At 42.1% G+C, this 12,221-nt stretch carries 12 protein-coding genes and 1 tRNA gene; 2 read left to right on the plus strand and 11 right to left on the minus strand.

The window, feature by feature from the left end:
• Positions 1-44 precede the first annotated feature (44 nt).
• Positions 45-356, minus strand: coding sequence for a hypothetical protein (locus MD588_RS00115; protein ID WP_265694728.1), 312 nt, complete (start codon positions 354-356; stop codon positions 45-47).
• A gap of 198 nt (positions 357-554) precedes the next feature.
• Here MD588_RS00115 and MD588_RS00120 point away from each other — a divergent pair, with 198 nt between their 5' ends.
• Complete coding sequence (locus MD588_RS00120; RefSeq protein ID WP_265694729.1) at positions 555-1,469, plus strand: DMT family transporter; 915 nt, start codon at positions 555-557, stop codon at positions 1,467-1,469.
• Between the two features lie 128 nt (positions 1,470-1,597).
• Here the strand turns inward: MD588_RS00120 and MD588_RS00125 are convergent, their stop codons facing one another.
• The 9 genes from MD588_RS00125 to MD588_RS00165 form a co-directional block, all read right to left on the minus strand.
• The gene (locus tag MD588_RS00125; RefSeq protein WP_265694730.1) at positions 1,598-2,575 is read right to left on the minus strand and encodes a hemolysin; all 978 of its coding nucleotides are present in this window, start codon (positions 2,573-2,575) and stop codon (positions 1,598-1,600) included.
• A gap of 591 nt (positions 2,576-3,166) precedes the next feature.
• Positions 3,167-4,072 (minus strand): hypothetical protein, encoded by a 906-nt coding sequence (locus MD588_RS00130; protein WP_265694731.1) that lies wholly within the window; start codon positions 4,070-4,072, stop codon positions 3,167-3,169.
• Positions 4,069-6,525, minus strand: a complete 2,457-nt coding sequence (locus tag MD588_RS00135; RefSeq protein WP_265694732.1) for a fimbria/pilus outer membrane usher protein — start codon at positions 6,523-6,525, stop codon at positions 4,069-4,071. The genes MD588_RS00130 and MD588_RS00135 overlap by 4 nt, the downstream gene beginning before the upstream one ends.
• Positions 6,525-7,253 (minus strand): fimbria/pilus periplasmic chaperone, encoded by a 729-nt coding sequence (locus MD588_RS00140; protein ID WP_265694733.1) that lies wholly within the window; start codon positions 7,251-7,253, stop codon positions 6,525-6,527. Before MD588_RS00140 ends, MD588_RS00135 begins: the two co-directional genes overlap by 1 nt.
• Positions 7,254-7,272: 19 nt before the next feature.
• Positions 7,273-7,986 carry a fimbria/pilus periplasmic chaperone gene (locus tag MD588_RS00145; RefSeq protein ID WP_265694734.1) on the minus strand — a complete coding sequence of 238 codons (714 nt, stop codon included), beginning with the start codon at positions 7,984-7,986 and terminating at the stop codon, positions 7,273-7,275.
• Between the two features lie 47 nt (positions 7,987-8,033).
• Positions 8,034-8,552: a hypothetical protein gene (locus tag MD588_RS00150; RefSeq protein ID WP_265694735.1), complete on the minus strand. Its 519-nt coding sequence runs from the start codon at positions 8,550-8,552 to the stop codon at positions 8,034-8,036.
• 94 nt (positions 8,553-8,646) lie between these two features.
• On the minus strand, positions 8,647-9,129 hold the full coding sequence (locus MD588_RS00155; RefSeq protein ID WP_265694736.1) for a hypothetical protein: 483 nt from the start codon (positions 9,127-9,129) through the stop codon (positions 8,647-8,649).
• A gap of 462 nt (positions 9,130-9,591) precedes the next feature.
• On the minus strand, positions 9,592-10,278 hold the full coding sequence (locus MD588_RS00160) for a LuxR C-terminal-related transcriptional regulator (RefSeq protein WP_265694737.1): 687 nt from the start codon (positions 10,276-10,278) through the stop codon (positions 9,592-9,594).
• Between the two features lie 298 nt (positions 10,279-10,576).
• Positions 10,577-10,667, minus strand: a tRNA-Ser gene (locus MD588_RS00165).
• Between the two features lie 215 nt (positions 10,668-10,882).
• On the opposite strand from MD588_RS00165, the gene MD588_RS00170 reads away from it, so the two are divergent.
• Positions 10,883-11,206 carry a hypothetical protein gene (locus MD588_RS00170; RefSeq protein ID WP_265694738.1) on the plus strand — a complete coding sequence of 108 codons (324 nt, stop codon included), beginning with the start codon at positions 10,883-10,885 and terminating at the stop codon, positions 11,204-11,206.
• 17 nt (positions 11,207-11,223) lie between these two features.
• On the opposite strand, the gene MD588_RS00175 is transcribed toward MD588_RS00170, so the two are convergent.
• Complete coding sequence (locus tag MD588_RS00175) at positions 11,224-12,129, minus strand: DMT family transporter (protein WP_265694739.1); 906 nt, start codon at positions 12,127-12,129, stop codon at positions 11,224-11,226.
• Positions 12,130-12,221 lie beyond the last annotated feature (92 nt).

Raw genomic sequence — 12,221 nt, forward strand, 5'->3', positions numbered from 1 at the left:
ACGCAAATTTATTAATAACAATCAGCTAACCATGCAGATCTTTATTATAGTTTCTGTTCGGAAGCAGGTTGTAGTTCAGCGCTCTGCCAATATACCGCTTCATCCACTAGCTGCTGGCTGGTATCAATCGCATTGAGTACGGCAAGGTATAAATCAGAGTCTTCTTCACCCAACTCAACCAATTGTTTTCGTACCTGATATAACTCGTTCAAGTTGGCCTGTTGTTCGACAAGATAGTGATTGATAGCCGCTGATGTTTCACTCGCCTGAACCGGCTCATGATCGACCATTGCAAAAATCATAACCAAACCGATTGCTAGAACCGCAAAGAATCCGGCTTTTGATTTCTTCATCATATCAGAACCCCTTAGCTTTATATCAGTCAACCTCTACTAATCTGACAAACAATCGAACACCTTACAATTAACCAAAGCTGAACTGCATCAATTTACCGAACGTGACAATACTCACAAAATAGTTGACCACCAGGTCAAGTATTGATTAAATAGCCCCCAATTTGATCCCTATCACTTTTTTCTCTGAGTATCCGGCCTATGACAAAAACAACCAGCCACACTGCGCACCTGAAGATGTTTACCTTCACAGCTCTAATCAGCCTATCTTTCCCTATTGGCAGTTATATTACAGCGCAGCTGAACCCACTGGTTGTTACCTGGATCCGCTATTTACTAGCGAGTTTGTTGTTTATCGGATTATTAATCGGCCAAAAACAGTTTCGCATTCCAAGTGCAAGAGATCTGGGCCGCTACACCTTGATCTGCCTACCGGCACTGACCTATTTCGTTACCATGTTTATTGCGCTGCAGGACACCAGCGCATTAGATACCAGCGCCCTGTACACCACCGTCCCACTCATGAGTGCGGTTTTGGCGGCTGTTATTTTCAGACGCCGTACTCCGCTGACCGTTATTGTTGCCCTGCTTGGCGGTATGTTGGGGGCGGGACTGATTATTTTTCGCGGTGATCTTTCTTCTGCAGCATCTATTGCCCTGACTACCTCCAATAAAATCTATCTGCTGGGTTGTTTCGCGATGGCGTTAAACCCGATTGTCGTGAAGAAATTCTATCGCGGAGAGTCCATTACCCATATGACCTGCTGGACGTTGGTATGTGCGACAGGGCTACTGACACTTGGCGCCGCGCCGCAACTGCTCTCGGCCGCATGGTCTGATATTTCATTCAATATTTGGTTGGGTATTGGCTATTTAGCCGTCTTTGCCACGGCACTGAGTTTCTTTCTATTCCAGCAGGGGAGTGTTTCTCTTGCTCCAGAACAGGTTTCTGCCTATACCTACCTGATCCCGGTGATGGTATTGTTGGTTAACCGCGTACAGGGCCATATCGAGCCTTGGTCACACGTAGGTTTCGGCGTGGTAATTGTAATGCTATCGATGATGGTGATGATTGGTGGTTCGACGTTCATTACTGCGATTCGTCGTCACAAATAGATAATAAAATGCGGCCTTATGTTACTCAAACAAACTGAACAAGGCCGCTATTTTCTTAACCGATTTTTTTAACGCTTATCCAAATAAGCGATATATCCAAGTGACGTAAGATGCTTGGGTATAACCTTTTAATATTGACTTACAGCCAACTTATTCCAGTCGATAGTAAATCGAACCTGTGCTTCTGTATAATGTGTTTTCGTACCATAATCAGACCAGGTACAAGCGCTGCGGCTAAACCCCTCCTCTACCTGTTTCATTCCAGCCCTGACTATCATTTCAGTTTTCGCTTCAGTACCCGTTTCAAACTCTGGCGTAAACACATACTGGAATTTCGGTTTAAATCCATAAATCAGGCGAGGTAGGTTTTCTTCAGGCAGTAAGTTTTCATTGTAACAGTCAGTATAGTGATACACCCCAGCCCACTTACCGTAATACTGATAATCATTGGTATAAATTTGGTTCAGTGACGTTTTCCATTTTACACCGGTACCACGACCAGCCCCCACATAGGGAGTAACAGCTGTAACATAATCTTTGCTGGAATAACGAGAGGTATAGCTTACCCCTAACTGGCTACCCAGTGTACCGGAAAAACTTGGCTGAGCGCCTGGGGTTGCTGTTGCCGTCAAGCCAATAGATGGTGCAACCGTAGTGGTCGAAACCGAGATATCATTCGTTTCATTTTGCGGGGAGTAATCATCACCGAATATCGACGTACCACCAGCTTGATAAATACTATAGTCAAAAGTTACAGGGTATGTTTGGGTAAATCGGGCTAGCAGCGGAGCATCATATGTCTGCTCTACGCCAGATTTTCCTGGTATATAACCGCTACCGAGAGTTACAACTCGTGCTGCCTTCTTTCCATTATTTGAATTTTGAAAGAGCTCGATAAGCAACTTCATTTGCACCCGGCTACCACGAAATGCATAAGGGAAGAGTTCTGGCTCGCTTTGCAGGACAACCTCGTAACTCTTCTTTGAGTACCCATTCAAACTGACATCATCAACAATAATACTTTCGACAACCTCACTTGCCGAAACTGATGAAGTCGCAGCAGCAGAAAGGCCAAAAATAACCAATACCAATGCTTTATTTTTCATTATTTCACCTAGCTTATGGGAACAATCCCAAAAGCTAACAGCTTGATTACAAAGCATCAATAACAACAACACTGGACAGACCAGACGCCAGGTTAGGCATCGAGGCGTGAATATTCGGTGAGGGATTATAGAGGGTAAATAAAGCTGTCAGATATAGCTCATAGGCATAAATAAATACTTGAAAGAAATACATCAATGTAATGACAGTTACAGGGAAGCTTAGATGTAAAAATCACTTATTTAGCACACCAAGTCGCGCAATTTTCAAGTTATTCTGCTTGCAAGTAGCAGCAGCGATGGGCGCCACATAATTGAGGGACATACCCTAGTACCTTGTCACATAAATTTTGATGAGTTCAGCGGATGATAAAATGGCTTTATACAAGACAGATGCTTGAGGGCATAGTGGCTCTACGTCAAAAGCATCTAACGCCGTAGAAAGCCATTTTATCCCCGCCCGTAGGGAGTTCCCCAGCAAGGCGATTATGGCGTTACATTGTTTTGAAAGACAAACGTATTCCTTCAACAATGTGCCTTATACTCACCTCGCTGATGGAACTCTGAACTGGTCAAAACTTATGTGATAAGGTACTAGTGCAATAAAGAAGGAGTAACTGTAATTGTTATTGAGTCAGCATACCCGCCCGCAGGCTTTGACCGTACACTACCCAGCCTGAACAACATAGAATAACGGGTACCCACCGCACTATCGGGTTGATTATAATTAAGCGTCCGCTCACCAGCACTGAGGTTGATCAACTGCTTATTAACCCAAAAATCATAATCGACATCCCACCTGGAATCGCCACTAGTATGGCGCAGGTGCCCCCGGTTTTCAGACTCAAATTTCAGCGAGTAGTCTGTTGTACTTTGTACCAAAAGCTGGGGTTTTGCGCGATAACTCTCGCCTGAGGTCATCTCTTTAAAGTCAACCGTATAGTGGCGGGTGTTATTAGTGCCCCACAGGCTGATTTTCGCCACTTTATCGACATTGACAGCAAAGTCATGGTCAATTTTCTCATACACTACAGCACGGTTTATCGGAGCCTTAACAGCGGCGTAGTTAAATGAATTAATGTAATCACCATGCGTCACGTACTGCCCAGAGCGGAACTTCAGCTGATAACCAATAGTTCTCTTTTCAGTTGGCAAAAGGTTATTGATTGCGATCGCCAAACCATTCTCATAAATCGAAGAACTATTATTTCCAGCCAGAATTTGGTAATCCAGCTTTTGCAAACCTTTCTGAGACTGGTAATAATTTCTTCGAGGTTGGATCAGCAAAACCGTATTACAAGACTGCTCACTGCTGTTGTTTTTAATATCAATCAGGTGATTTTGAATAAGTGCAAAACTACCCGTATCAAAAATGTCATATTGGGCTTTCTTTGCTGTGTTCTCTAAGCGGATATTCTGCAAGGATAAATTACACTCACTGGCAGCCACATTCATTCCTGACACCATTACCCCAAGCACTATAACTGCATGTTTTATCATCTTCTTTCTGCCTTTATCTTGCCTACCCTGATAATATTGCCCATATCATCCGGTATTGTGATGGTAAAGATAACCGGTTTGGTACTGTGCAGCCTGATCTGATAAGTACCGGGCTTGAGCCCCGTGATCGCAAACCGACCTTTGCTGTTGGTGAAAAACGCAATAGGTGCAAAATCACTATCTTCGGAATGCGTCGCCGTTCCCTCAGTCAAGGAAATTGCCGTGCCCTCCACATCAAAAATATAACCCATGGCAGTAATGTTCGCATCTGAACCGATAGTTAACGCGTAAGCGCTGCGGTGTAGAGGGTTAATAGCAAAGCCCCCCTCACCCAGATCATAGCCGATAGGAAGGTTTTCGACGTCGAACTCAATCCGCTGAGGGACATACGAGACAATATCAGGAAACATCAACGGCCCCCAGCCATCCGACTTTATCGCATAACTATCATCGCTTTCAGGGTTAATAATAACCGAACTCTCTTCTAAAGAACTGTGGGGGGTGATAATCGCAAAAGCGTCATTTATTGGCCTTCCTAACGCAACCTGGCTCCCACTGAATGCCAGAGCGGTTTGCAGCCCCAACCGATTACTATAACCATAGGAATCGTCATTATCTAAAAGACTGTCGTGTTCAAAGGTCAGTAGATACCTGTTGCCGGTATAATCCACCGAAATATTACCATCAAGGTTATTAGATTCACTGGTTTCAACCAAGGCAAAAACCCCAACCCCACCGACTGTACCAGCTCTATTGTTATAGCTATAACGGGTCTGGTAGAGATTCCTGTCAGACTCATAACTGGTACTCATATGGTGACTATTGTTCAGTAGCCACTCAATCGGAATACTGGTAGACAAAAAGAAACGGTACTCATCATTGTCTTCAATATCATCATCGTCATACGTGGCCCGGATACTCCAGTTAGCCCTTGAATTCAGCCACGGACCTGCCAGTGAAGTGGTTAGGGCATAATTCAGATTATCGTTATACAGCCGACGAACATTACCTGACAGCCCCAATGACCAGCTATTATTAAATCGATAACTATAAAAGGCATCAAAACGATGCTCCACCCTTTCTTCTGTGGCAATGAGCTCATCGATATCTATGTCTGCTATTGAAATAAACTTGTCCGACAGATACTCATACTGAGCATTAAAACTGTGGTCAACCGAAGGCAAAAAAGCGTCGTAGTTAAACCTTGCCGCATAACCTGATTCGACGGTCTGGTATTCGCTGTAGGCAGCCTCAATACCAAACAAGCCTAAAATTGAAGCAAATCCGGCAGTTCCCCCTACCTGATAGATATCCGGCTTGGCTTGGGTATTTGCCCCTAGGGTAAAGCTTTCCGTTACCCCATAATCAAAACCAGCAGAAATAACATAATTATCATTATCGTACTCCAGCTCGTTATCAATGACCTCACTATCAAGGCCGAGGGATACCGAATACTCCGATTCGCCGGCGGCAAGCAAGTTTACCCCCGTAGCAATATTAAAGGAGATCACTTCCCGGCGGCCTGATGGGTCTATAATCACCAACTCGATATAGTTCACCCCCGTAGTCAACGGAATATCCCGCACGTCATAAGCCCCGGGAGTAAGCCGCAAGCGTCGTATTAATATTCCGTCGATATACAACTCGACGGTCGAAGTCCGGTTTAGGACAAATTGCTGACTAGTCAGTGGACGAACATTTTTAGTGGGAATGATGTCAAAATTACGGTTAATATTTACCCCTAATAGCCCGACACCGCCCTGAAAACCAAATGACTGAAAGGAATGATCACCGAATGTTACCCTTGTGCCCTGCGCCGGGAAATCATAGGTAAACTGGGACTCTAGCCGATACAAGTCAGTCTGCGTAGAATCATAATCTATAGCAAAATCTGTCGTGAAATTAAGCTTGTTATATCGCAGCCCGGCTTCGAAGGTATTACTAGAAAACCACTCAAGATCACTTTCCCCATCGTCATCATGTGAGACATCGAGAAAAGCATTAATGTAACCGCTATAGGAGCTAACCTTCCTATAACTCGCACTTAGAGCCGATTCTTCAAATAAATACAAACCACTATCGACGAGTAACTCGGTTGGGATCTCAATATTAGTTTCGAATGTCTGTGCACTTAAGTGGGCATTAATATTATAAGGCGACAATACTTCGCTATCTAAATAACCATTAACGACTTGAGCTTCAAACTTTGCAACTAACGCCTTATCTAGCCGTCGGGCAAAAAAAGGCTGGATCGTATCATACTTAAAAAATAACTTTTGTTGTGGGGTCACCTTCACAAGCACTTCACGTGTAGGCTGGCCAAAGAAAGTCAGCAAGCTAGAAAATGAAATGGTCTGCGGCGTATTAATATCTGTTCCAGCCTGGATAGAGGAAGATACTGTAGCAAATTGAATCACAATAAAAACCGACATCCATGTCAGAGGTATCTGCATTACTCATATACCTTCTCAACGAGTATGATCTGATCGATATCCAACGTTGGCAGGCTGGAATATGGGATGGTGATATCTACAGTCTGATTGGCCGGAATGAAAATATCAAACCCTTCAGAAATAACTGTCTGGGAGGGAATATGATGATCTTGGTTGGTGCGCGAATTTTTCAGCAACAAGTCGAAATTGCTCAACTTGCTGTATTTACTGCCTCGGTTTTCAACCGCAAAAAGCAGACCGTCTGCAGCTTTACTACCCCGTATTGGAACCTGGGCAATATCAGCTGCCTGCAAGCTTGACGAAACGTGAACAATCACGTTGTAATGTATTTCTATTCCAATAGCCCCTTTCTTTGAAGGATCAATCTCATTAATGGCCGAAAACTTTATACTGTAGCTAAGAGACTCAGATAATTGTGCTGCACCGCCCCAAATAACCATTACGCTCTGGCTGTCACCAGGTTCAAGCTTGAAAGCAGGAGGGAAAACCAGCAAATCGTTACCGGTGGCAGGGTTAAAGTCGTAATCTGCGCCTTCAAAGACAAGCCTACTAACGCTTGCATCAATAAGCTGATATGACGAAGAGTTGTTTCTGAGAGTTATCTTGGTACGATTACTTTTACTTTCAGTAGTTATCTCATGAACCAGGGGGCCGATTTCCAATGCGTAGCCGTTTATGGATAGAATTGCAAAGAAAAAGATAATAAAAATATTAACCACTTTCTTCATCCCGCCCCCCATGGCTTATTTAATTATTTCCATTTATTTCTATTTCAATTTTTTCATTTAAGCCCAATGATGTGATATCTGTAAAAATAGCTTTCGTTGTCGAAAAAGGCAAAAAGAAATTTTGATTAATATTTTCCACAACATCCTCACCTAATAGGGTCTCTTTTTTACCCTTGGAGCTAACCTGCCATTTGGTATCTGAAATCCACTCATACTTATTACCAACGTTGTCGATGGTTAGCTCCCACTTCTTTTCACCGAGAGGCTTTATAGACGTGACCAGTAATTGGCTCTTAGCATTTCGAGGTAACACATTAAGTACGGCTTCATAGTTCACAACATATTGGATCACACTGCTTTCATCATTTTTGTTAGCGTTGACGGTATCGACCTGGTTAAAATTTAGCAGATATGTCTTGGAGGATGATATATCTGGTTCACCAAGATAGCGCACCATGACAGCTTGCTTTTGACCAGGCTCAATAGACACCACATCTGGAATAATAATGAAATCTTCTTCAGCAGATGACTCACTCATCACCGAAAGGTTACTTTTTAAGAAAGAGGCTGTTATCTCAATTTTAATTGGATAGTCGAAATTATTAGCTAATTCGTACTTTTGCTGAGCGGAACGCCCAAAGGCATCAATATCTGTTGTTAATGGGCTAATCTGAAAAGCATAACAATGCCCAGAAAGAGCCAGAAGCAGGAAAATATAGAAATACTTAAACATGATAAGCCCCCGAAATTATGGGAGGCTAAGCCCCCCACATTCAAAGATTAATAATAAACGATTGGTGAAACTTTAACAATTAAACGGTCTGATTTGTGGCCTGGATATACTTTGTAAAAGTCATACTTGTGAGATTTAACTTTAAGCGGAATATATCCATCCTTAACATATTTACTAATATCTGCATATTCTTTACTATAACTTGAATAGACCTTATAATCTCCAACCATCAGATCCCAGTGAATTGGAGAACCGTAACCTTTTGCTCCTTTCAGGCCGTAGTTTTGTGAATGTGCGGTAACATACGCTTTTTTAGAGTTACATTTCACATAAAGCTTAGTGTCACCATAGCTGTGCTTATCATAATTCAGATAACCCAAGTCAACATTTTTCTTGCTAAAATAACAATTACATTGCTTCTTCACATGAGCTTTAATTTTGAGATCACAATATGAATCCTTACCATTCTTACACCCTTGGCCCTGAGACATTTCCCCCGCGTAAACAGGCGTAGCCATAAGTGAAGTAAATAGCATTGCTGCTGATGTTAGCACAAGCTTTTTCATGATAAACTCCGTGTTAAAATTAAATAATTAATAGCTCTTATTTGCTTAGTTATGTATTGCCCTGTAATAGGTCAACTTATAAAGCCGTTTCATTCTACAAAATTAAAGTTGGGAAAAGTTCAATCACCAACCTCTCTTCGTAGTCCCCTGAATAGAGCAACTTGTCTACCAACTGAATACTGAGCTGCCCATGCGTTTCAAAGGGTATTTTTTTTATCGTTCGGAATAACTGACTATTTCTAATCTGGTTACTATCACCACGCATATTTACACCAAACTCTGGAATATTGAGCGACAGTTTATACTTGGCGATATCTCTGCCGTTTTTTAGACCTCCATAATGAGAGGAAACTGAAATATCAAACGGTGTATTACAATACAAGTCAAATCCAATTGTCTTGTTGTTTGTGTTTGATAAGTCCAAGTCTCCAGATATATCTATGATGCTGCAGCTCTTTTTTATATAGCCTTTAAGATCAATTTTTACACTATCACTGGCATTAGCATCGTGAACAAAAAGCAGACTGCTCACTACTAGCATTCCTAACAAGGTTCTATCAATGTGTCGGGTTTGCATAGCGCGTCATCCGTATTAACCTTTACGCAATTAATATTAGCAAGCGAATAGAAAACAAAAGTGCCAAAAAAGTATGAAATAGATAAGCAGATATTTATTAATCATTAGAACTTGTCTTAGGCATTATATTTGATACCGTTTTGTGGATATTTTCTCAATTTCAAACACACTAGCTTACTTATATTCCAGCCAATACAAAACAAAACAAAGCTAAGCTAAGCTAAGCTAAGCTTATCAAGGCGGTAGCATTTATAAATTATTCGCTTACCACATATAATATAGAACTAATATAAAGAACGCTTTATTACCAATGTGTAACCACCTATTTATAGGTAGGATGGCTATAGAGAAAGGAGAATAACAAAAGCAGGCATCTAGAAGAGAATCAAAACCACAATATTAAAATAAAACAAGCTGCCATAATATAATGACAAGCACCAACACTTGAACCTTTACATTAGCTCAAGCCAGCCTATCAGGATTGAGGTTTTCCCTTGCCCAAGAACGAGCCTGAATACGGTTTTTAACATCAATTTTTTTGAACATTTTATAAAGGTGGGATTTAATCGTACTTTCACTAATAAATAGAGTCTCTGCCATTTCGGCATTACTAATACCTGTTGCTAGAAGCTTTAGAATATCTTCCTCACGGCTTGTTAAAGAAGCTGTTATCAAGCAATTTCGTTTATTCTGCCTTCCACAACCTTCACGGTAGTATTCAAGCAACTCCGACATGATCATCCTCGGTAACCAATACTCACCCGCTATGATCTTTTTTACCCCCTTCATTAACTCAACTTTACTCACCTCGCTATGTAATATTCCACAGCAATTAGGCCATTGTAATATAAGTTCTTTATCTACATTTCTAGGAGCGTTGAGTAACACGACATCCCAATGACGAAAGCGCCTCTCAGCATCATCGAAAATACGCTCAAGAGAAATTTGCGATCGACTAATAAGGTCAATAAAAAGCAAAAGGTCATCACCATTGAGCTGCCCCGGCCAGTCACTAAGTGCCTGCTGCCAATCATTATCAGTCGATACATGGTTGATATTTAAACCAGTATTACTTGATAGAAAATGGCAAAAAACATCACTACGAATATTCTTCTCTGCTAGCAGAACCGTACGTCTGTTACTTTGCATTTTCCCATCCCCATGCAGAAATTAAAGACTATGTAATTATTTGTCATTTTAGGAAAACCGTTTTATCAATGTTAAGAAAAGCAGACAAAACCGTACAACTAATAAATTACATTGCTTCATTTATAAGATTGACCCAAGCGCCGTTAAATTCACATATGATAAAGCTGCATCTCTTCCGAGAGGCTCAGCCTGGGAGTTTTGAATATTACGGAGTGCTTCGAGGGTTTAGAAGATATTGCGGGTTTGAGCCCTAGACCAATACAAAAAAGCCCTAGCATTTCTGCTAGGGCTTCGAATATGGCGGAGAGATAGGGATTTGAACCCTAGATACGCTACAAACGTATGCCGGTTTTCAAGACCGGTGCTTTCAACCACTCAGCCATCTCTCCGTAAGTGCCGCGAATAATACACCTACAAAATAAAGGTGTAAATACCTTAACACTCCAAGTGCTTATTTACCCACCACCTTGATAGAGGTTCAAGCATATTATTACAATACAGTACTTGTCTTCATCAACTAAAAATAACGTCCTATACCTTTGATTTGCAGAGCGAGTGAGTCATGTGGTACTCAGACAAAATACGAAATAACAAGGAAGGTAACATGAAAGCCATATTCCGTCCCCAGCTATTACTTGCGATATTTTCAGCCTCCCAAACATTCGCCTCGACACCTGATGCCTGGCAACAATTTGAAGACGAGCTAAAAACACAGTGTAGTATTTTGTTTGACCGCGAGTTTTCCCGTTACCAGATTCATGTCGATCCATATGGCTCAGATTCTTATGGAATCGCCTTCGCCAAAGGAAAACTACGCAGCAGCTCTGGACTGCGAGCTCCCCAATCCTCGATGATTTGCATCTATAACAAACAGTCCCATAAGGCCGAGGTTGGCCAGAGTTTTGATTCTGATCGCCTTAACAATTAGAAGATAAAAAACGACAACTAACTTTGTATTCGTATCACCGCAGGTTCTGCTTTGGACAATAGTTTTGGCTTACGTGTCACTAAATAAACAGCCACTGCCGCTAGCAAGAATCCGATGGCTCCATAACCATCAAATGACTCGCCAAACACGAACCAAGCCTGAAAAGCTGTCATCGGTGGCACCAGATAGAAAGTAGATGCCACTTTCGATGACTCACCATTTTTGACCATATATAGAAGCAATAGTATTGCGATACCCGACAACACCAGAACCAACCATACCAAGGCAAAGATAAACTCTGGCGTCCAGTTCACCGTCATTGTTTCTGTCATCAGCGCAACAGGCAGAAACAGCAGTGCTGCGGTAGTGTATTGCCACACTGCCCCACCAACCGTATCAATCCCCTGGCAGAACTTCTTCTGATAAAGGGTACCCAAGGTGATCCCCAGCAAAGCACATAATGTGAATACATAGGCCGCCTGACGGCTGCCCTCTTGCTGCCACTCCATGTTTCCTTGCAAGACCAATCCAATACCGATAAAGCCGATAAGCAAGCCGAACCACTGAGAAAACCGCATCCGTTCATTCCACGCTATAACCATGATTACTGCCGTTAAAATGGGCTGCAACCCAACCAACAACGAGCATAAACCTGCCGGCATCCCGAGCGAAATCGCTTCATAGGTACCGCCAAGGTAGAAACCATGGATTAACAAGCCCGACATCATCGAATGAAACAACGCCCTTCCTCGTGGCAGCTGGGCACGTAAAATAAACATCAGCAATATGAATAGCGCAACATTGGCGACCATTCGGATCAGAAGAAAAGTGGCCGGTTCGGCATAAGGGAGCCCGAACCGAGCACCGATAAAGCCCGAGCTCCAGAGAACGACAAAGATAAACGGTATCATACGAGCAGCCATCACTATTTCCTTTCCTTTTTATTTGTTAGACATTACTTTAATGAGGTACAGAAAAGTTAATAGAGACAGATTTGATCATTTTTTAGGGTACA

The sequence above is a fragment of the Photobacterium obscurum genome (genome assembly GCF_026191635.1).
Classification (GTDB): domain Bacteria; phylum Pseudomonadota; class Gammaproteobacteria; order Enterobacterales; family Vibrionaceae; genus Photobacterium; species Photobacterium obscurum.

Bases quoted from the DNA above. Each gene is read 5' to 3' on its own strand.
- MD588_RS00115 (WP_265694728.1), bottom strand. From the start codon at position 356: ATGATGAAGAAATCAAAAGCCGGATTCTTTGCGGTTCTAGCAATCGGT.
- MD588_RS00120 (WP_265694729.1), top strand. From the start codon at position 555: ATGACAAAAACAACCAGCCACACTGCGCACCTGAAGATGTTTACCTTC.
- MD588_RS00125 (WP_265694730.1), bottom strand. From the start codon at position 2,575: ATGAAAAATAAAGCATTGGTATTGGTTATTTTTGGCCTTTCTGCTGCT.
- MD588_RS00130 (WP_265694731.1), bottom strand. From the start codon at position 4,072: ATGATAAAACATGCAGTTATAGTGCTTGGGGTAATGGTGTCAGGAATG.
- MD588_RS00135 (WP_265694732.1), bottom strand. From the start codon at position 6,525: ATGCAGATACCTCTGACATGGATGTCGGTTTTTATTGTGATTCAATTT.
- MD588_RS00140 (WP_265694733.1), bottom strand. From the start codon at position 7,253: ATGAAGAAAGTGGTTAATATTTTTATTATCTTTTTCTTTGCAATTCTA.
- MD588_RS00145 (WP_265694734.1), bottom strand. From the start codon at position 7,986: ATGTTTAAGTATTTCTATATTTTCCTGCTTCTGGCTCTTTCTGGGCAT.
- MD588_RS00150 (WP_265694735.1), bottom strand. From the start codon at position 8,552: ATGAAAAAGCTTGTGCTAACATCAGCAGCAATGCTATTTACTTCACTT.
- MD588_RS00155 (WP_265694736.1), bottom strand. From the start codon at position 9,129: ATGCAAACCCGACACATTGATAGAACCTTGTTAGGAATGCTAGTAGTG.
- MD588_RS00160 (WP_265694737.1), bottom strand. From the start codon at position 10,278: ATGCAAAGTAACAGACGTACGGTTCTGCTAGCAGAGAAGAATATTCGT.
- MD588_RS00170 (WP_265694738.1), top strand. From the start codon at position 10,883: ATGAAAGCCATATTCCGTCCCCAGCTATTACTTGCGATATTTTCAGCC.
- MD588_RS00175 (WP_265694739.1), bottom strand. From the start codon at position 12,129: ATGGCTGCTCGTATGATACCGTTTATCTTTGTCGTTCTCTGGAGCTCG.